General features: G+C 72.8%; 16 protein-coding genes. 5 read left to right on the forward strand and 11 right to left on the reverse strand.

The window, feature by feature from the left end; all coding sequences use genetic code 11:
* The first annotated feature begins 93 nt into the window (after positions 1–93).
* Entirely contained in the window at positions 94–1,488 is a 1,395-nt protein-coding gene (locus ACFXPK_RS03935) for a D-alanyl-D-alanine carboxypeptidase family protein (protein ID WP_385071319.1), read from the forward strand.
* Positions 1,489–1,503: 15 nt separating this feature from the next.
* On the opposite strand, the gene ACFXPK_RS03940 is transcribed toward ACFXPK_RS03935, so the two are convergent.
* The 5 genes from ACFXPK_RS03940 to ACFXPK_RS03960 all read right to left on the reverse strand — a co-directional run bounded on the left by ACFXPK_RS03940 (position 1,504) and on the right by ACFXPK_RS03960 (position 7,799).
* Positions 1,504–2,352, reverse strand: a complete 849-nt coding sequence (locus ACFXPK_RS03940) for a pentapeptide repeat-containing protein (protein WP_385071321.1) — start codon at positions 2,350–2,352, stop codon at positions 1,504–1,506.
* Positions 2,353–2,449: 97 nt separating this feature from the next.
* Positions 2,450–5,149, reverse strand: a complete 2,700-nt coding sequence (locus ACFXPK_RS03945; RefSeq protein WP_385071324.1) for an ATP-binding protein — start codon at positions 5,147–5,149, stop codon at positions 2,450–2,452.
* A 147-nt stretch (positions 5,150–5,296) separates the two neighbouring features.
* Positions 5,297–6,478, reverse strand: coding sequence for a mandelate racemase/muconate lactonizing enzyme family protein (locus tag ACFXPK_RS03950; RefSeq protein ID WP_385071326.1), 1,182 nt, complete (start codon positions 6,476–6,478; stop codon positions 5,297–5,299).
* 50 nt (positions 6,479–6,528) lie between these two features.
* Positions 6,529–7,068 carry a nuclear transport factor 2 family protein gene (locus ACFXPK_RS03955; protein ID WP_385071329.1) on the reverse strand — a complete coding sequence of 180 codons (540 nt, stop codon included), beginning with the start codon at positions 7,066–7,068 and terminating at the stop codon, positions 6,529–6,531.
* On the reverse strand, positions 7,065–7,799 hold the full coding sequence (locus tag ACFXPK_RS03960) for a ribonuclease activity regulator RraA (RefSeq protein ID WP_385071332.1): 735 nt from the start codon (positions 7,797–7,799) through the stop codon (positions 7,065–7,067). The genes ACFXPK_RS03955 and ACFXPK_RS03960 overlap by 4 nt, the downstream gene beginning before the upstream one ends.
* A gap of 240 nt (positions 7,800–8,039) precedes the next feature.
* Here ACFXPK_RS03960 and ACFXPK_RS03965 point away from each other — a divergent pair, with 240 nt between their 5' ends.
* Positions 8,040–8,948, forward strand: a complete 909-nt coding sequence (locus ACFXPK_RS03965; RefSeq protein WP_385071335.1) for an IclR family transcriptional regulator — start codon at positions 8,040–8,042, stop codon at positions 8,946–8,948.
* Here ACFXPK_RS03965 and ACFXPK_RS03970 read toward each other — a convergent pair.
* Both ACFXPK_RS03970 and ACFXPK_RS03975 read right to left on the reverse strand, forming a co-directional pair.
* Positions 8,927–9,826, reverse strand: a complete 900-nt coding sequence (locus ACFXPK_RS03970; RefSeq protein WP_385071337.1) for a fumarylacetoacetate hydrolase family protein — start codon at positions 9,824–9,826, stop codon at positions 8,927–8,929. The genes ACFXPK_RS03965 and ACFXPK_RS03970 overlap by 22 nt on opposite strands.
* A 26-nt stretch (positions 9,827–9,852) precedes the next feature.
* Positions 9,853–11,253, reverse strand: a complete 1,401-nt coding sequence (locus ACFXPK_RS03975) for an MFS transporter (protein WP_385071340.1) — start codon at positions 11,251–11,253, stop codon at positions 9,853–9,855.
* A gap of 286 nt (positions 11,254–11,539) precedes the next feature.
* Between ACFXPK_RS03975 and ACFXPK_RS03980 the strand changes: the two genes are divergently transcribed.
* Positions 11,540–12,403, forward strand: a complete 864-nt coding sequence (locus ACFXPK_RS03980) for a helix-turn-helix domain-containing protein (RefSeq protein WP_385071343.1) — start codon at positions 11,540–11,542, stop codon at positions 12,401–12,403.
* Positions 12,404–12,528: 125 nt separating this feature from the next.
* On the opposite strand, the gene ACFXPK_RS03985 is transcribed toward ACFXPK_RS03980, so the two are convergent.
* The 4 genes from ACFXPK_RS03985 to ACFXPK_RS04000 form a co-directional block, all read right to left on the reverse strand.
* The gene (locus ACFXPK_RS03985; RefSeq protein WP_384991960.1) at positions 12,529–13,497 is read right to left on the reverse strand and encodes an aldo/keto reductase; all 969 of its coding nucleotides are present in this window, start codon (positions 13,495–13,497) and stop codon (positions 12,529–12,531) included.
* A 308-nt stretch (positions 13,498–13,805) separates the two neighbouring features.
* Positions 13,806–15,290, reverse strand: a complete 1,485-nt coding sequence (locus tag ACFXPK_RS03990; protein WP_385071411.1) for an MFS transporter — start codon at positions 15,288–15,290, stop codon at positions 13,806–13,808.
* Positions 15,291–15,358: 68 nt separating this feature from the next.
* Positions 15,359–15,976 (reverse strand): TetR/AcrR family transcriptional regulator, encoded by a 618-nt coding sequence (locus tag ACFXPK_RS03995; RefSeq protein WP_385071346.1) that lies wholly within the window; start codon positions 15,974–15,976, stop codon positions 15,359–15,361.
* Between the two features lie 101 nt (positions 15,977–16,077).
* On the reverse strand, positions 16,078–16,764 hold the full coding sequence (locus ACFXPK_RS04000) for a DUF2848 domain-containing protein (RefSeq protein WP_384991879.1): 687 nt from the start codon (positions 16,762–16,764) through the stop codon (positions 16,078–16,080).
* A 146-nt stretch (positions 16,765–16,910) separates the two neighbouring features.
* Between ACFXPK_RS04000 and ACFXPK_RS04005 the strand changes: the two genes are divergently transcribed.
* Both ACFXPK_RS04005 and ACFXPK_RS04010 read left to right on the forward strand, forming a co-directional pair.
* Entirely contained in the window at positions 16,911–18,287 is a 1,377-nt protein-coding gene (locus ACFXPK_RS04005) for an MFS transporter (protein ID WP_385071349.1), read from the forward strand.
* An 87-nt stretch (positions 18,288–18,374) separates the two neighbouring features.
* A complete protein-coding gene (locus ACFXPK_RS04010; RefSeq protein ID WP_385071352.1) occupies positions 18,375–19,178 on the forward strand; it encodes a carbon-nitrogen hydrolase family protein in 804 nt (267 codons plus the stop codon).
* Positions 19,179–19,298: the final 120 nt, after the last annotated feature.

Consider the following 19,298-nt stretch of genomic DNA (forward strand, 5'->3'; position numbering starts at 1 on the left):
GGCGCACGGCCCCGAGGGGCCGACCGGGGCGGTGATACATCCGGTCGGACCACGCGGCGGGCGCATGGGCCGGTCCGTTCCTACCGTGGCCGAATGATCACCAGATCCGTGATGCGTTCCGCGCTCTCCGGCACGGCGGCTCTCGCCGCCGGCCTGCTGGTTCTCCTGCCGGCGTCCCACCCGGCCGCCGCGGATTCCCGTACCGATCCGGTCGTACGGGCACCGGGCCTGCCCGCGGGCGCCGCGATCGCGGTCGCGGGCGCCCCCGGTACCCAGGCCCCGCCCGGCGCCCCCGGCGCCCCCGGCCCGGCCGCCCCGAGCGGCTCAGTCTCTCCGAGCGGCTCGGCTTCCCCCGGCCGCCCCGGCGCCGCCCCCGCCGCCGCCCTGGACGGTTCGATGCTGCGCCGCGACGGCGTCCAGGCGCTGCCCGCGCGGGGCACCCCCGCGCCGCCGGAACTCTCCGCGCTGTCCTGGCTGGTCGCCGACGCCCGGACGGGCGACGTCCTCGCCGCGCGCGACGCGCACCGCAAGCTGCCGCCCGCCTCCACGCTCAAGACGCTCTTCGCCGTCACCACGCTGCCGCGCCTGTCCGAGCACGCCGAACACCTGGTCACGGACGAGGAGCTGGACGACATCGGTCCGGGCAGCAGCCTGGTGGGGGTCGTCCCCGGTGTCCGGTACGAGGCGGCCGACCTGTGGCGGGGTGTCTTCCTCAGCTCGGGCAACGACGCCGTACGCGTCCTCTCCGAGATGAACGGCGGCCTGGACGCGACGGTCAAGCAGATGCAGGACAAGGCGAAGCTGCTCGGCGCGCAGGACACCCATGTGGTCTCCCCCGACGGCTACGACGCCCCTGGCCAGGTCTCCTCGGCGTACGACCTGGCGGTCTTCGGCCGTACGGGGCTGGCCTCGCGCGACTTCGTCCGGTACAGCTCGACGGTCGACGCCGAGTTCCCCGGCTACGGCGGCACCTTCGGCATCATGAACACCAACCGGCTGCTGACGGGCGCCGACGGGGTCGAGGCGTACCCGGGGCTGATCGGGGTCAAGAACGGCTACACCACGGACGCCGGCTACACCCTGGTCGCCGCCGCCCGGCACGGCGACCGCACGCTGCTGGTCACGGTGATGAACCCGCAGTGGGGCGGTGTCCACGCCGTGTACGAGGAGGCCAGGGAGCTGCTGGACTGGGGGTTCGGCGCGCGGGGCCGGGTGACCCCGGTGGGTTCGCTCCGGCCGCCCCCGGCGCCGCTGCCGCCGCACCCGACGGTGGAGGCGGCGGCCCCCGAGCCGGGCCCGGTCGAGAAGGCCGTACGCGCCCACCCCGTACCGTCGGAGTCGCCCGCCGTCCACGCGCGGGTGGCCGGGTCCGGGGCGGGGGGCGTGCTGCCGGTGGCGTTCATCTGCGCGGCCGCTCTCTCCGCGCTCGCGCTCTTCCTCGTACGGCGCGGGGCTGCCCGGGGCCGCCGGGGCGCCCGGGAGAGCTGACGCGGGGCGCGGCCGCTACCAGTGGGCGGGGCGTACGAGAGCCGGCGGGAGCCTGGTGTCCGTGTCGCCCCGCGCCGCGTTGACCTGGGGCTGGACGAGGAAGATGCTGCCGGTCAGGTCGGCGCCGCGCAGATCGGTGTCGCGGAGGTCGGCGCCGATCAGATCGGCCAGCCTGAGGTCGGCGCCGCGCAGATCGGCGGCGATCAGATACGCGCCGCGCAGGTCCGCGCCGCGCAGGTCGGCGCCTTTGAGCCGGGCGCCGAAGAGGTCGGCGCCCCTGCGGTTCTTCTTCCTGCCCTTGACCTGGGCCCGGACGAGTTCGCTCGTCCGCAGCAGCAGCGGGTTGACGGCGGCGCGGCGGGCCCCGACGTCCAGGGCGAGCAGGGTGGCGGGGTCGGCGAGGGTGAGCTGTTCGATCTCCGCCAGGGCGGCGCGGAGTTCGCCGTGGAGCGCGCGGGCCGGTTCCAGGGTGAGCGCCTCGGTCAGATAGCGCAGCAGCTCCTGGAGCTGGCGCACCACCGGGAGCAGCGCGAACATCTCGTCGGCGGTGTGCGGGGCCTGCCGCCAGTCCTGTCCGCCGTAGGTGATCCGGGAGATCTTCTGGCCCGCGCCGAAGCAGTCGTAGACCGTGCAGCCCTGGAAGCCCCGGGGGCGCAGCTCGCGGTGGACGGAGCAGCGGAAGTCCGTCCGGAGGTGGGAGCAGGGCTCCCCGGCGGCCTTGTCCACGGGGAAGTCGGCCGAGGCGGAGAAGGTCAGGGCGACGCAGCACAGGCCGAAGCAGTTCGCGCAGTCGGCCCGCAGCCCCGGGTCGTCGAGTGCGGGGGGCGCTGCGCCGTGGGTGGTGCGGTCGGGCTGCTGGGACAAGGGGGCCGGTCTCCTGTCACGGAAGGGGCGTGCGGTCAGAGCCTACTGGCAGCCCTCCCGAAGGCCCTGTCCTGCCCCGCGTCGGCGCTCCGGGGGTTCAGCGCGGGGCGTGGTGGGACTCCATCGCCCGGCGTGCCCGGGCCGCCAGCCCGTCGGCGCCGCACCTCTCGGCGAGTTCGAGTCCGCAGGCCAGTTCGGCGTGGAACCCGGCGGCGATGCCGTACTCGACCCGGGCGACGGCGCGTTCGTACGCGCAGGGCGACGCTTCGAGGTGCGCGACGGCCTGGGCGAGCAGTTCGACCCGCTCGGTGCCCTCCCGCAGGGAGGCGGTGCAGCAGAGCGCCACCCCGATGGCGGTGTGGGTGCCGAAGCGTTCGGCGCGGTCCCGGGCGTACGAGGCGAGGTGGGCCGCGCGGCGCGGGTCCTCGTCGGCGAGCGCCCGCGCGAGGTCGAGCGACCAGGGGGCCATGACGACGTTGTGCCGTCCGCGGGCCCGCAACGCCTGCCCGGCCGCGTCGAGTTCGGCGACGGCCTCTTCCTTCCGGCCGAGGGCGAGCAGCAGCCGGCCGCGGACCGAGGGGGCGTCGGGGATGACGATCGTGGAGGAGTACGGCGGCGCGAACGCGTACCGTTCGGCGGCCTCCGCGGCCTCGTCGACATGGCCCCGGGCGAGCAGGGTGTCGATGAACATGCAGACGGCGTCCCAGTTCATCGGCAGGCCGTTGCCGACCCGGTCGGCCATGCGCAGGCTCTCGCGCAGATACATCTCTGCGTCGGCGAGCCGGCCGCGCCTGCGGTGGACGTAGCCGACCAGCGCGTGGGCGAAGGCGAGATGGCCGCCGCTCCAGCCGGAGATCTCGAAGGCGCGCAGCGCCTCGGTGAACAGGCTCTCGGCGCGGTCGAGCCGGTCGGCGAAGGCGTACGAGAGCCCGAGGAGGGCCGGGGGCTCGAAGCCCCATCCCTGGTCGGCCCAGCCGACGCCGGGCGGCAACGCACCGTCCTTCAGGGCGCGTTCGCCGATCTGGACGACCTCTTCCGCGCTCTCGCCGCGGGCCGTCCCGTCGAAGGCGCGGAGCATCAGCAGCACGCGCTCGGTGTTGTCCCGTCCGGTGAGCGGCGTCGCCGTGCGGGCGAGGCGGCGCGAGCGGTCCGCGCCGTTCTCCTCTATGGCCTGGACGCCCTCCCAGAGGAAGTGCGCGGCCTGGAGCCGCATCCTGGCGGGGCCGTCCGCGGTGCGGGCGACCTCGGTGGCCACGACATGGGCGGCGTCGCCGGTCTGGTTGTTGTGGGTCAGGGCCTGCGCGAGCCGGAACACCACGTCGACGCGGAGGGCGTCGTCGAGGTGCGGGGTGTCGAGCGCGGCGCGCAGGTGCCCGACGGTGGTGGCGGGCGAGGTGAGCAGCGTGGCGCAGCCCAGCTCGTACAGCAGGGGTCCCCGTACGGTGGACAACGGCGGTTCCGCCAGGGCGCGTTCGAGGCAGCGGCGGGCGGCGTCCGGGGCGCCGACCGCGAGGTGTTCCGCGGCGGCCTCGCGTAACTGCTCGACCAGTTCGGGGTCGCCGTCGGGGTGCACTTCGAGGAGGTGGGGCGCCGCGGCGGCGGCTCCCCGGCCGCTGCGGGAGACCGCCCACGCGGCGAGTCCGTGCATCGCGGCGCGCACGGCCGGCGGGATGGCGCGGTAGACGGCTCCGGCGATCAGCGGATGGACGAACTCCAGCGGGTCGGTGCCGACGAGGATCCGCGCGGTGCGCAGCCGCTGCGCGCACTCGGCGGCCTCCTCGTCGCTCATGCCCGCGAGGGAGATGGTGAGGTCGAGGGAGATGTCGGTGCCGAGTATCGCGGCGGCCCAGGCGAACCGGGTGGTGGCCGTGCCCAGTTCCTCCAGCCGGGCGATGAGTCCGGTGCCCCGTGCCGAGGCGCCGAGGGCGCGCAGTTCACCGGCGTTCGTACCGACCGGGGCGAGCGCGCTGTCCCGTACCTTGGCGAGGAGTTCGACGGTCTCGTACGCGTTGCCGCCGGTCACCTCCCACACCTCGCGGCAGAACGGGTCGTCCGCGTGCTCCCCGAGCCCGGCGCGGGCGAGCCCGGCCGTGGCGTCGGGGGTGAGTTCGCGGAGGGTGACCAGCAGTCTGGCGGCCGAGCCGAGGGTCCCGAGGTGTTCCTCGGCCTCGCCGACGGCTTCCTCGGTGCGGTAGCCGACGACCACGAGGACGGGCAGGGCGCGCCCGGGACGCCGTGCGAAGGAGGCGAGCCAGGCCAGGGTCTCCAGGTCGGCCCACTGGGCGTCGTCCACGGTGAGCAGGAGCGGGCCGTGGACGTCCGCGAGCCGTTCGACGAAGGCGTCGAGGCCGTCCCTGACGCCCTGCGGCGCGGCGGGCTGGTCGCCGGGCGGCAGTATGCCGAGCGCGGGGCCGACGATCTCGTACCGCTCGCCGAGGAGTTCGGCCGCGTCGCCGTACCCGTCACACGCGGCCGGATCCGCGCGTCCGCCCGGCCCGTCCGTCGCACCGGGGACGACGAGTGCGGGCTGGAGGAGCTGGCGTACGACATGGAACGGTACGGAGGTCAGGCTCTCGCCGCCGCGCGCCGCCCATACCGCGCAGCGCCCGGCGGCGAGCCGGCGTACTTCGGAGAGCAGCGCGGTCTTGCCGAGCCCGGCGGCGCCCCGGTACACGAGGACCCCGCCGGACGGCGTGGCTCCGCACAGCGCGTCCACGGCGCGGGCCGCGGCGGCCAGTTCGGGTTCGCGCTCCAGCAGCGGGAGAGCGGCCATCTGCTCCGGTGGATGCACCGGCATCCCTCCCCCTCCCTCTCGGACAGCGCCCAGGTCACATGACGAGCCTAGACCCGCGGCGCACCGAGTGGACCCGAATATGCATGAATTCGGCTGTTCGACTGCACATCGACGCGGAAAGGAGTAATGGAGCCCGTGGACCGCGCGGACTCAGCCGGTGACGGTGATGTCGTCCGTGGTCCAGGCCGCCGCCTGGTCGCTGAGGGAGAGGCCGAGTCCCGGGCGGGCGGGGACGGTCATGCGGCCGTCGCGCAGTTCCAGCCGTTCGTTGAACATCGGCTCCAGCCACTCGAAGTGCTCGACCCAGGTGACGCGCGGGTAGGCGGCGGCGAGGTGGAGGTGGATCTCCATGGCGAAGTGCGGGGCGAGGCTGAGGGACTTGTGGTCGGCGAGGGCCATGATCTGGAGGAACGGGGTGATGCCGCCGACGCGCGGGGCGTCCGGCTGGATGAAGTCGGCGGCGCCGGTGAGGATCAGGCCGCTGTGTTCGGCGACGCTGGTGAGCATCTCGCCGGTGGCGACCGGGGTGTCCAGGGTGGCCGCGAGCGCCGCGTGGCCCTCGGCGTCGTACGCGTCGAGCGGTTCCTCGATCCAGGTGAGGTCGAAGCCCTCCAGGGCGCGGCCCATGCGGGCGGCGGTGGCGCGGTCCCACTGCTGGTTGGCGTCGACCATCAACGGCACGTCGTCGCCGATGTGTTCGCGTACGGCCCGGACGCGGCGCAGGTCCTCCTTGGTGTCCGGCTGGCCCACCTTGATCTTGATGCCGCCGATGCCGCGCGACAGGGAGAGCCCGGTGTTCTCCAGCACCTGTTCGATGGGCATGGAGAGGTAGCCGCCGGAGGTGTTGTAGCAGCGTACGGAGTCGCGGTGGGCGCCGAGCAGTTTGGCCAGGGGCAGTCCGGCGCGGCGGGCCTTGAGGTCCCACAGCGCGATGTCGAAGGCGGCGATGGCCTGGGTGGTCAGCCCGCTGCGGCCCATGGACGCCCCGGCCCAGACCAGCTTCTGCCAGAGCCGGCCGGTGTCGCTGGGGTCCTCGCCGATGAGTTCGGGGGCGATCTCCTGGGCGTGGGCGTAGAGCCCGGGGCCGCCCGCGCGCTTGGAGTAGCCGAAGCCGATGCCCTCGTGGCCGCCCTCGGTGGTGATCCGGGCGAAGAGGAACGCGATCTCGGTGAGCGGCTTCTGGCGGCCGGTCAGCACCTTGGCGTCGCTGATCGGGGTGTGCAGCGGCAGCCGTACGAGACTGACGCGTACGGCGGAGATACGGTCGAGAGTGGCCTCGCCCGGCGCGGTGGCGAAGGGCTTGGCGGGGGTCGGGCTGGTCGCGGACGTCATGCGGGGGCTCCTTCAGGGATGGGGAGTCGTACGAGGCGCGGGCAGGGCGGTCAGGGGGCGGGGTCCGGGGCCGGGTACCCGGCGTCGGGGTGCGGGCGGTCGACGGGGCAGCTCAGGTGGTAGCCGCGGGGGCCGTAGTCGAACCCTTCGAGTTCGACGTGGTCGCGGCCGTCCGCGCGGGCGGCGTAGTAGGCGCGGATCTCGGTGATCAGGCCGCTGCCGGGGTCGAAGGCGTACCACTCGTCGCCGCGCAGGAAGCCGCCGGCGCGGGTCTTGTAGTGGGTCCACTCGATGACGGCCTGATGGCTCGCCGGGTCGGTGATCAGCCGGTCGATGGTCCAGGCGGAGCCGATGGTGAGGGTGAGCCGGCGCCAGTTCTCGGCGATGGTGCGGGCGCCCTTCCACGGCCCGTCGAGGCCCGGCGGGAAGTAGTGGACGGCGTCGGGGTGGAAGGTGGCGGCCATCTTCTCGACGTCGGCCTCGTTGCAGCCGTCGAAGTAGGTACGGATGGTGGCCTCCATCCGGGCGCGGCGGGCGGGTTCGTCCAGCTTCTCGAAGGCGGTGGTGTCCCCGGTCCCGTACGTCGTCACGCGCGGGCCTCCTTCCACTGGCGGAACTGTTCCCTGGTCTCCTCGCTCGGCGGGTAGAGCCCGCCGAGGAGCGGTTCCCCCGCGTGCACCCGGGTGTGCAGGTAGTGCTCCAGTTCCTCCTGCTCCAGGGCCTCGTCGATGATGCGCGGGGCGAGGTGGCGGGGTACGACGATGACGCCGTCCCGGTCCCCGACCAGGATGTCACCGGGGTAGACGGCCACCCCGGCGCAGCCGATGGGCACCTGGAGATCGGCGACGTGGAAGCTGGTGAGGCGGGTGGTGGCGGTGACGGCGCGCGCGTACGTCGGGATGGGCAGCGTCGCGAGGACGTGACCGTCGCGGAAGGCCCCGTCGGTGATGAAGGCGGCGGCGCCGCGGTGCAGGGCGCGGGTGACGAGCATGTCGCCGGCCGAGGCGGCGGAGATGTCGCTGCGGCTGTCGATGACCATCACCTGCCCCTCCCCCAGGCTCTCCACCCCCAGCCACTGGAGGTTGTCCTCGCCCGGCAGGCTTTCGAGGGTGTCGAGATCTTCGCGCGCCGGTATGAAGCGCATGGTGAACGCCTCGCCGACGAAGCCGTCGAGACCGGGGTTGAGCGGCGAGAGTCCCACGAGGAACTGCTGCCGCAGCCCCTCGGCGAAGAGCCGGGTGGCGAGGGTGGCGGTGCTGATGCGGCGCAGCTTGTCGAGGACCTGGGGTTCCAGGGGTTCGTGCTCGTGGACGGGGGGCATGGCGGGGCTCACCTCGTAGGGGTCGGGAGATCGGGAGAGTCGGGCCGGGTGGGTACGGGGTCGGGGTGTGGGGAGCGCGGGGTGTCGGCGGTCCGGGTGTCCGACGGGCATCCCCCCTTCAGGGAATTCCCACTCATTGGGACACGTTCTCGTTTAGTGGGTAGATTGAACGTAGCAATGGTCCTGGGGAGCGCACAAGTCCCGGTGACAGCAGCCGAAGTGGGTCGGTAGTGTCATCCGATGAGCACGGGCGGGCGCCCGGAGAACAGGGAAGGGCCGAGGGGAACGATGGGCGAGGGGACGATGGGTTCAGGAGCCGGTTCGGGTTCAGGGGCGGGTTCCGGCCCGGGTTCGGGTTCCGGCTCGGGTTCGGGGGCCGGCTCGGGTGAGCGGGCCGCGGGCGCGCTGGACCGGGGGCTGGCGATCCTGACGCATGTGGCCACCGCACGCGGCGCCTCGACCGCCGAGATCGCCCAGGCGCTGGGGCTGACCCGCAGCACCGCGTACCGGCTGGTCGACCGGTTGCACGAGCAGGGGTGGCTGGCGCACGACCCGGCCGCCGGACAGTGGCGGCTCGGCTCGGCGGCGGTACGGCTGGCGTCCGCCGCGGTGGCGTCGACCAACCTCAGGGACGCGGCGGCCCCCGCCCTGCGCAAGCTCGCCGATCTCACCCAGGAGACGGTCAGCCTCGGCGTGCCCAACGGGCTGACGATGGTGTTCGTCCACCGGGAGCGCGGGACGCGGCCCGCCGCCGTCACCGCCGAACTCGGCGCCTCCCGCCCCCTGCACTCGACGTCCCTGGGCCGCGCCTATCTGGCGGCGCTGCCGCAGCCCGAGCTGGAGGAGACGCTGATCGAGCTGGTGCGTTCGCCGCTGTCGCCGGTGACCGCGGCCACGGTCTCGGATCTGCACGCCGAGATCGAGCGGACCCGGGAACGCGGCTGGTCGCAGGATCTGCGGGAGTTCGACGAGTCGAGCTGCTGCTGCGGCGCCGCCGTCTACGACCACACCGGCCTGCCGGTCGCCTGCATCAGCGTGGCGGGCGTCGCCGAACGGATGGAGCCGCTCGTCCCGACGTACGGCCCGGTCGTGGCCCAGGTCTGCCGGGAGCTGTCGGCCGACCTCGGCTATCTGCCGCCCGCCGCCTGACGCGGACGGAGCAAGTCGGCGCCGCCGGCGCTCCGTACCGGGTTGACGAGGCGTCCGATCCCCTCGACCTCCGACTCCAGCAGGTCTCCGGGGCGCAGGGCGCGCGGCGGGGTCATGTAGTCGCCGCACCCCGCCGGGGTCCCGGTGAGGACGACGTCACCGGGGCGGAGGGTGAAGAACCGGCTGAGGTAGGCGATCAGTCGGGGGATCCGGAAGACCATGTCGGCCGTCGTGCCGTCCTGGACCAGCTCGCCGTTGACCCGGGTACGGATCCGCAGCGCGTGCGGGTCGGGGACCGCGTCCGCGGTGACGACGAGCGGGCCGAGCGGGCAGAAGGTGTCCAGTCCCTTGCCGCGCACCCACTGCCCGTCGCCCTCCTGGAGGTCGCGGGCGGAGATGTCGTTGGCGACGGTGTAGCCGAAGACATGGCGCGGCGCGTCCTCTTCGGTGACATGGCGCGCCTCGGCGCCGATGACGACGGCGAGTTCGGTCTCCCAGTCGACGCGCCGGGTCAGCTCCGGGTCGAAGACGATCGCCTCCCCCGGGCCGATCACACTGGAGCAGAGCTTCGGGAAGAGATAGGGCTCGGCGGGGGTACGCCACCCCATCTCCGCGATGGTGTCACGGTAGTTGAGGCCGATCCCGTGGAGGGTGGCCGGACGGTACGGCAGGACGGGCCCGCGGGAGCCGCCGGCCGGGCCGCCACCGTCGCCCGACTCCGTGGTGCCGACCGGTTCGCCGTCCCCGGCGGGCAGGACGCCGTCGGCGATGACACCGGCGAGCGTGACCGAGGGCGGCGCGAGCCGCCACGCGCCGTCGGCGTCGGGCCTGCTGACGAGCCGTCGGCGTCCCCGGTGGACGAGTGTGGCCAGATGCATGGGGTGATCTCCTCAGGACGTACCGTTCAGTGGGACGTGGTGCCGGACACAGGGGTGGGCGGACCGGCGGTACCACCGGAATCCGGGGAATTCTCCGACGCCTTCTCACGCTCTTTCGCCGGGGCCGCCGAGGAATCGGAGAGGAAGAAGACCGCGCACGCCGCCACGAGGGAGAACGCCGCGAGGGCGATGAGCCCCCAGGAGGTGCTGCCGGTCCGCTCCTGCACCAGGCCGAATCCGTACGGGGCGACGAATCCGCCGAGATTGGCGATCGAATTGATGAGCGCGATGGCCATACCGACCACCATCGGATGCACGGTCCCCTGCACGATGGGCCAGAAGATGGGGCTGATGCTCTTGAACCCCATCGCGGCCACGCACAGCATCACCAGGGCGATGACCGGGGTACTCACCGCCGCCGCGTAGGAACCGACCGCGGCGACCACCAGGGCGCCGATCAGCAGCGGTTTGCGCCGGCCCGTGCGGTCGCCGATCCTGGCGAGGGTGAACATGGCGAAGATCGCGCAGATCCAGGGCAGCGAGGAAAGGAATCCCACGGTGAAATCGTTGGTTCCCTCGATACCGCGGACGATGGACGGCAGCCAGAACGTATTGGCGTAGATCGACATCTGGACCGCGAAATAGATGAAGCACAGCAGCGGAACCTTCGGGGCGCGCACCACGTCGAGCAGTCCGCCGCGCACCGTCCCGCGGCCGGCCGCCGCGGCGGCGTCGTCCGCCGCGATGGCACTGGTCAGGGCCGTCTGCTCGGCAGGGGTCAGCCAACGGGCTTCCTCGATCTTCGAGTCGAGCCAGAAGAAGGCGAACACCCCCACCCCGACCGAGAGCAGCCCCTCCATCAGGAACATCCACTGCCAGCCCGCGAGCCCCCACGCCCCGTCCAGGGCGAGCAGCGGCCCCGAGACGGGCCCCGACGCGGAGAAGGCGACGAGCGCGCCGACCGCGTACCGCGCGTTGGCCCGGCCGCGGTGCGAGTTCGGCAGCCATTTCGTGAGGTAGTAGAGGACGGCGGGCACGAATCCGGCCTCGGCCATGCCGAGCAGGAACCTCAGGAAGTAGAAGCTCCACTCCCCCTGCGCGAAGAGCATGCAGGCGGAGACGATGCCCCAACTGACACAGATGCGGGAGAGCCAGATCTTCGCCCCGAATTTCTCCATCAGGACATTGCTGGGGATTTCGAAAAGGGTGTAGGAGACGAAGAACAGCCCGGCGCCGAGCCCGTAGGCAGCAGCCCCGATACCGAGATCCGCTTCCAGATGCGACTGGGCGTACCCGATGTTGGAACGGTTGAGCTGATTGCACATCATCATGACGGCGAATACGGGAACGACGCGTCGGAGGATTTTCCCGGTGGCGCTCCGGAGATGCGGTCCGGACAGGTCCGGACTGCTGACATGCGAGGTCATACGCGGCCACATCTTCCGTCGTCAGTGACAGGAACCGACCGGCCAAGCGCACTCTGAAGTCCCATTCATTGAGACGCTGTTCCGTTTATCGGCACTCGGTACGGTAAGATTCGCGTCGTACGGTGTCAAGGCCCGCGACGGACCCGGGACGACGGAGCGGGGAGCCCGCCGACGAGGGCCGGACCAGAGCCGCCACAGGAACATCACGAGCCGTCAACAGGGCCTCCACAGGCTCGTACCGCTGTGACAGACTCACCGGTATGGCACCGGTCGGCGGGGGTGGAGTGTGAGCGAACCTCGGTCTGCGCCCACCATCGGGCAGCTCGTCCTCGGCAGACAGCTCCGGTCGCTCCGCGAGCGGGCCGGACTCAGCCGGGAGCAGTCGGCGCGGCTGCTCCGGGTCACCGCCGCCACCGTCCGCAGGATGGAGACCGCCGAGGTCTCCCTCAAGATCCCCTATCTCCAGTTCCTGCTGCCGGAGTACGGGCTCGGCCCCGAGGACACCGAGGTCTTCCTGCGACTGGCCGAGGAGGCCAACAAGCCCGGCTGGTGGCAGCGGTTCCACGACGTGCTCCCCGACTGGTTCAGCGGGTACGTCAGCCTCGAAGAGGCCGCGAGGACCATCCGCTCGTACGAGCCGCACTTCGTGCCGGGGCTGCTCCAGACGTGGGAGTACGCGCATGCGGTGCTGGCCACGGGGGCGGTCGGCCGCACCACCGACCCGCACCGGATCGAACGCCACGTCGCCCTGCGGATGGAGAGACAGGCGCTGCTCACCCGCCCCGACGCCCCCGCCTTCTGGGCCGTCCTCGACGAGACGGTGTTACGCAGGCCGGTCGGCTCTAAGGCCGTGATGCGCGCCCAGATCGACCGGCTGATCGAGGCGGTCGAGCTGCCGAACGTGACCCTCCAGATAGCCGAGTACGGCGCCGGACCGCACCCCGGTACGTACAGCCCGTTCGTTCTGTTCCGCTTCGACATCCCCGAAGTGCCCGACATGGTCTACATCGAGTATCTGACCGGGGCGCTTTATCTGGACGAGGCCCACGAGGTGTCCGCGCACATGCAGGCGATGGACCGGATGGTCATCCACGCGGAACCCGCGCACCACACGAAACAGCTTCTCGCCGCCTTCCGCCGGGAACTCTGACTCCACGGGCGGCCGGGGCCACGGGCTTCAGCGCGCCCGGACATGCCGAGGGGGCCGGCCGGCTTCTCCTCCGGTCGGCCCCCTCGTACGGCAGCCCTGTGGGCCGCTGCCCGCGGCGAGAGGCCCTACGCCACCGCGCTCCGCGCCAGCAGGGCGTCGATCGCGGTCAGTTCCTCCTGCGTCAGGGGCTCGGCGTCCAGGACGGCGAGGTTCTGGTCGAGCTGGCCGACGCTGCTGGCGCCGATCAGCACCGAGGTGACCCGCGGGTCGCGCAGCACCCAGCCCAGCGCGAGCTGGGCCAGGGTCTGGCCGCGCTCACCCGCGAGCTTGTTGAGCGCGTGCAGCAGGGTCAGCTTCTCCTCGCTGAGCGCGTCCCGCTTGAGGAAGTGGCCGACGGCCATCCGCGAGTCGGCGGGCACCCCGTTGAGATAGCGGTCGGTGAGCTGTCCCTGCGCGAGCGGCGAGAAGGCGATGACCCCGGCGCCGACCTCGTCGGAGGCGGCGATCAGCCCGTTCTGCTCGATCTGGCGGTCGAGCATGTTGTACGCGTGCTGGTTGATCAGCAGCGGGGTGCCCAGCTCCTTGAGGAGTTCGGAGGCGCGCCGCATCTGCTCGGGCGGATAGTTGGACAGCCCGGCGTACAGGGCCTTGCCCTGCTGGACGGCCGAGGCCAGCGCCCCCACCGTCTCCTCCAGGGGCGTGTCCGGGTCGAAGCGGTGCGAGTAGAAGAGGTCGACGTACTCGACGCGCATCCGGTCCAGCGACTGGTCGAGGCTGGACAGCAGGTGCTTGCGGGAGCCGAACTCGCCGTACGGGCCGGGCCACATGTCGTAGCCCGCCTTGGTGGAGAGGAACAGCTCGTCGCGGTAGGGGCGGAAGTCCTGCGTGTAGACCGTCCCGAAGTTCGCCTCGGCGCTGCCGTACGGCGGGCCGTAGTTGTTCGCGAGGTCGAAGTGGGTGACACCCCGGTCGAACGCGCGGCGCAGCACGGCGCGCTGGTTCTCCAGCGGGGCGGTGTCACCGAAGTTGTGCCACAGCCCCAGGGAGACCTGCGGCAGCCGTACACCGCTCAGACCGCTGCGCTGGAACCGCATGCCCTCGTAGCGGTCGGCGGCGGCAAGGTAGGGCGGTCGTTTCAACGAACTCTCCTGTGATCGAGCAGGTCGTAAAGGCCGGTTCACCAGGTGCCCGGCGCCTGCCGTTTGGATCTTGCCGGGCTCGCGTGCCCTGGCACGCACGCTCTCCGCGTGGCGATCACGCTCGGCGTCCGGAGGGCAGTTCGGTGCGCCGGGACGGAGCGGGCGGAGCGAGTGCAGTGCACCAGACCCCACTCACTTGTCCGGCCTGATCCTAACGACAGACCTAGACGCTACACACGGCGCGGACTCTTGGGAACGCCTGGTCAGGATCGGGAGGCCCGGCGGGAGCCGCCCGACGGGTCCGTCCCGGGGCCGGGCAGCCGGGTCGCGAGGAGCGCGCCGAGCACGGCGACGGCCGCGAGGACCGGCAGGGTGGTGCCCATGGCGGAGAGGAAGGCGTCCTCCCCACCGCCGTACGGCGCCGTCCCGTCCGGCCCGGTGTCCCGCGGTCCGCCTCCGGCGAGGGTGAGCAGGGTGGCGGCCAGGGCGACCCCCAGCACCGGGCCGATGTTCATCGCGGTCTGCTGGAGCCCGCCGGCCACCCCGGCACGGGCCACCGGCGCGTGGCGTACGACGACGGCGGTGGCGGTGACCATGACCGCGCCGAAACCGGCCCCCAGCACGAGGAAGCCGCCGCTGATCGCCAGGGGCGGCGATCCCCGGTCGAGCGGGGAGAGCACGAGGATGCCCAGCGCGATCAGGGCCATCGCCGGCACGGCCGTCCCGCGCGGCCCCCACCGGCGTGAGAGCGCCGCGGCGGCGGGTGCGGCCAGCACCATCAGCACGGCCAGGGGCAGCACGCGCACCCCGCTTTCGAGCGGGTCCATCGCGAGCACGTCCTGAAGGAAGTACGTGGCGACGAAGAGGGTGCCGAACAGCGCCGCCGACGCGCACAGCAGCACACCGAGCGCCGGGCCGAGGGCCGCCCGGCCGAGGAGACCGGGCGGCACCAGCGGATGCGGGGTCCTCCGTTCATGGCGGACGAACGCGGCGGCGGCGACGGCGACCCCCGCGCACCCCAGCGCCGCCCCCGGCGTCCAGCCGGTCTCCGGCAGCCCGACCAGGGTGTGGACCAGACAGATCAGGGCCGCGGCGAGCAGCCCGGCGCCGGGCAGGTCGAGCCGGGCCCTGGAATCCCCGGGCCGGTCGGGCATCCGGACGGCGAGGGCGAGGACACCGATCACCACCGTGGGCACGACGTTGAGGAAGAAGACCGCGCGCCAGCCGAAGTGGGCGGTGAGCGCGCCGCCGACGACGGGGCCCGCGGCGGCGGCCACCCCGATCGCGCCGGTGCGGAGCGCGATCGCCCCGGCCAGCCGGTCGGGCGGGCAGGCGGCACGGAGCATCCCGAGGGTGGCCGGTTGCAGCAGGGCGCCGAAGACCCCCTGCACGACCCGCAGCCCGATCACCCAGCCGACGCCGGGTGCCAGACCGATCCCCGCGGAGGCGGCGCCGAAGCCGAGCATGCCGACGGCGAACATCCGGCGGTGCCCGTACCGGTCGCCCAGCCGTCCGGCGAGGACGAGCAGCCCGGCCACGGCGATCAGATATCCCGTGCCGGTCCACTGGATCTGCGGGAAGGTGGCGCCCAGATCGCCGCGCAGGCTGGGCTGCGCCACGGTCAGCACGGTGCCGTCCAGCGCGACGACGGCGGCGCCCGCGACGCTCCCGGCGAGGACGATCCGCTGCGGAAGTCCGGCTCTCGCGGGCGCTCCGGGACCCGTTGGACCCGGCTCCCCGCTCTCCACCGGCTCCTCGTACTTGATGGGCTTCCCGCTCTTCACGGGCTCCTCGTGCTTGATGGGCTCCCCGCTCTTCACGGGCGCTCCGGCCCGAGGTACGCGTCGAGCGCGGCGCGCAGCAGCGGATCGGCGTCGTCGGTGCCCGAGGCGAGCTGGAGGCTGCCCCACGCCCACAACTGGGCGATGCCGTGCAGATTGGCCCACAGCGCGCCCGCGACCGTCTCCGGCGACCCCGTGCCGGGCCGGTTCGGCACACGGGCGATCAGATCCACGAGCACCCGGAAGAGCGGCAGGCTGGTCTCGCGCAGCCCCGGGGCCTCCCCGGCCACGGCGTTCTCCAGCAGATCGTGGCGGAACATCAGCTCGAACATGCCGCGGTTGGCCGCCGCGTAGCCGAGATAGACCCGTCCGAGCGCCAGGATCCGCGCGCGCGGACCGGCGGCGGCGCCGTCCGCCGCGCCACCGCCCGCCACCGCCGCGGCGGCCTCCTGCGCGAGACCGGCGAACCCTTGGCGCGCGATCGCGGACAGCAGTGCGGCATGCGTCGGGAAGTAGCGGCGCGGCGCGCCGTGTGAGACCCCGGCCCGCCGGGCGATCTCGCGCAGGGAGAGCGCCTGCACGCCTTCCCTGGCCACGAGATCGACGCCGACCGCCACCAGACGGGCCCGCAGGCCCTCGTCGCGTTCATCCATAGACACTGTCTACCACCGATGGGTAGACAGTGTCTACGCACCGGTGGCGCAGGCCCTCGGCCCGGATCCGGGCGGCGTGGTGCGGTGCGGTGCGGTGCGGCTCAGCCGATGGCCGCCGGCATGGGCACCACGTCGTACGCGAGCCCGATCGTGTCGCCGGTGGCCGGGTCGCCCAGCTCCACCCGCCAGCGGTCGGCGAACTGGTCCACGCCCTCGACCATGGGGATCGTGCCGGAGATCAGCACCGTGCCGGGCACGAGATCACCCCGCTCCCGCAGCACCTCCGCCCAGTACGCGGGGGTCAGCAGCTCGGCGAGGGTGCCGTCCTGGATGAGGGTTTCCCCGCCCTCCCGGCCCACCCAGGCCCGCAGGGTGAGGCTGTCGAGCCGGTCCTGCACATCGGCCAGCCGCCAGGCGCGGCGGGCGAGCACGTCCGGACCCGCGTTCTTGCTCCAGGCCACCCCGTGCACCTCCAGCTCACGGTCGGTGTGGTCGCAGGCGGCGGTCAGCAGCAGCTCGCCCTCACCGTCCACGACCAGGGCCCATTCCGCCTCACCGGAGGTGCGCCCGTGCTGGACGCTGACCCGGTCGGTGTGCTGGGCGAGGTACGGGGAAACCGGGTACAGGGCGGGGGTGACGGACGGCGCCGGGACGCCGAGCTCGGCCAGCTCGGCCACGTGCGCGGCCACGTCCTCCTGGCTGCGGCCCGCGTAGCCGGCGTTGAGCACCTGGACGACATCGGCCTGCCGGGTGGTGCCGTCGGGCAGTTCGAAGGTGAGCAGCGCCATGGGGGTTCTCCACATCGTTCGCGGTATCGGCGAGGTTAACTTTGCGCGGAAGGCTTGCGCATACCACCTGTATACAAGAAGTATGCCGGAAGGTCGACAGTGCGCCCTCCCCCGACGGCGGTGCGCCCCACCCAAGGACGGATGTCGTGAACCACACCAGCACGAGCACGGAACAGTCCCCGCCAAGCGGCTCCGCGGTCCGCCGCGCCTTCTTCGCCAGCCTCACCGGAACCGCCCTGGAGTGGTACGACTTCGCCATCTACTCCGTGGCCGCCGCCCTGGTCTTCGGCGAGGTGTTCTTCCCCTCGGAGGACCCGGCCACCGGGACTCTGCTGGCGTTCTCCACGTACGCCGTCGGCTACGTGTCCCGTCCCCTGGGCGGTTTCGTCTTCGGGCGCCTCGGTGACAAGATCGGCCGCAAGAAGGTCCTCATCGCGACGCTCGTCCTGATCGGCGTCGCGACCCTGTTCATCGGGCTGCTCCCGTCGTACGCGACGATCGGTGTGACCGCCCCGATCGTGCTGGTGATCCTGCGCTTCGCGCAGGGCGTCGGGGTCGGCGGCGAGTGGGGCGGCGCCGTACTGCTGTCCAGCGAGTTCGGCGATCCGCGGCGGCGCGGCTTCTACGCCTCGGCCGCGCAGGTCGGTCCGCCCGCGGGAAATCTGCTGGCCAACGGTGTCCTCGCCGCCCTCGGCCTCCTGCTGACGGACGAGCAGTTCGTCAGCTGGGGCTGGCGCGTGGCGTTCCTGCTCTCCGGGGTCCTGGTCGTCTTCGGGCTGTGGATCCGTACGAAGCTGGAGGAGACCCCGGTCTTCCAGGCCATGGAGGCGGAGGAGAAGCGCCCCGAGGCCCCGATCAAGGAGGTCTTCACCACCCACCCGCGCGCACTGGCCGCGGCGATCCTCAGCCGGATCGCGCCGGACGTGCTGTACGCGCTGTTCACCGTCTTCGTCCTGACGTACGCGACCGGCGAACTCGGCATGTCACGCGGCTCGGCGCTGGGCGCCGTCCTGATCGGCTCGACGTTCCAGATCTTCCTCATCCCGCTGGCGGGCGCCCTCTCCGACCGGATCAACCGGCGTCTGCTGTACGGGATCTCCGCCGTGGCGGCCGGGGTGTGGCCGTTCGTGTTCTTCCCGCTGACCTCGGGCGGGAGCTGGCCGCTGCTCGCCGCCGGGGTGGTGGTGGCGCTCGCCATCCACTCGCTGATGTACGGTCCGCAGGCCGCCTTCATCTCCGAGCAGTTCTCCCCGCGGCTGCGCTACACGGGCTCCTCGCTCGCCTACACCCTGGCCGGAGTCGTGGGCGGGGCGGTGGCTCCGCTGCTGTTCACGGCGCTGCTCGACGCGTACCACTCGTGGGTGCCGCTCGCGCTCTACATCGCGATCACCGCGGTCATCACGATCGGCGGTGTGTGGCTGGGCCGCGACGGCGCGGACGCCGACGCGGAGGATCCGCTGACGCCGTCGGCCGGGAACCCCGCCGTGGCATCCGTAGGGTCGGACGAGGCGCCCACCCGCTGACCGCGCCGCCCCGGCTCCCCCGGGGCTCCGCGGATTCCCGCACCACCGGACCCGCACCCCACCCCGTACACACGGAAGGAACCGCCCATGCGCATCGCGCTGAGCCAGCTCACCACCGGCCCCGACCCCGAGTCGAACCTCGGGCTCCTGCGCGACGAGGCCCGGCGCGCGGCGGACGGGGGCGCCCGCGTCGTCGTCTTCCCCGAGGCCGCGATGGCCTGTTTCGGCATCCCGCTCGCCCCGCTGGCCGAACCGCTCGACGGGCCGTGGGCCGAGGGCGTCCGCGCGATCGCCGGGGACACCGGGCTCGTGGTGGTCGCGGGGATGTTCACCCCCGCGCCGGACGGCAAGGTGACCAACACACTGCTGGCCACCGGGCCCGGGGTGGAGGCGTCGTACGACAAGATCCACCTCTACGACGCCTTCGGCTTCGCCGAGTCCGACACCGTCGCGCCCGGCTCCGACGTGGTCACCATCGATGTGGACGGCCTCCGGATCGGCCTCGCGACCTGCTACGACGTCCGCTTTCCCGAGCTGTTCCGGGCCCATGCCGACGCGGGCGCGGTCGCCTCGCTGCTGCCGGCCTCCTGGGGCGCGGGGCCGGGGAAGCGGGAGCAGTGGGAGCTGCTGACGCGCGCCCGCGCGCTCGACGCGACCCTCTGGGTCGCCGCCGTGGACCAGGCGGACCCGGCCGCGTCCGGCGCGCCCGCCAGGTCGAAGGCGCCCACCGGGATCGGCCACAGCGTGGTCGTCGGCCCCGACGGCACCGTACGCCAGTCGCTCGGCCCGGAACCGGGGATGCTGCTGGCCGACCTCGATCCCGACGAGGTCGCTTCGGTACGCCGGGCGGTGCCGGTACTGGCCAACCGCCGTCTCTCCGAGCTGGGTTGACCACTTCGAGAGGCGCGAGGACCGAGACGTCCGGGTCCTGTGCAGGGGGGGGGGCGGGGGGCGGGGCGGGCGGCCCCTCTGCGCCGGGCGGGGCGGGGGGGCCGCGGGGGGGCCCCGGGA

The sequence above is a fragment of the Streptomyces sp. NPDC059142 genome, from assembly GCF_042755665.1.
Classification (GTDB): Bacteria; Actinomycetota; Actinomycetes; order Streptomycetales; family Streptomycetaceae; genus Streptomyces.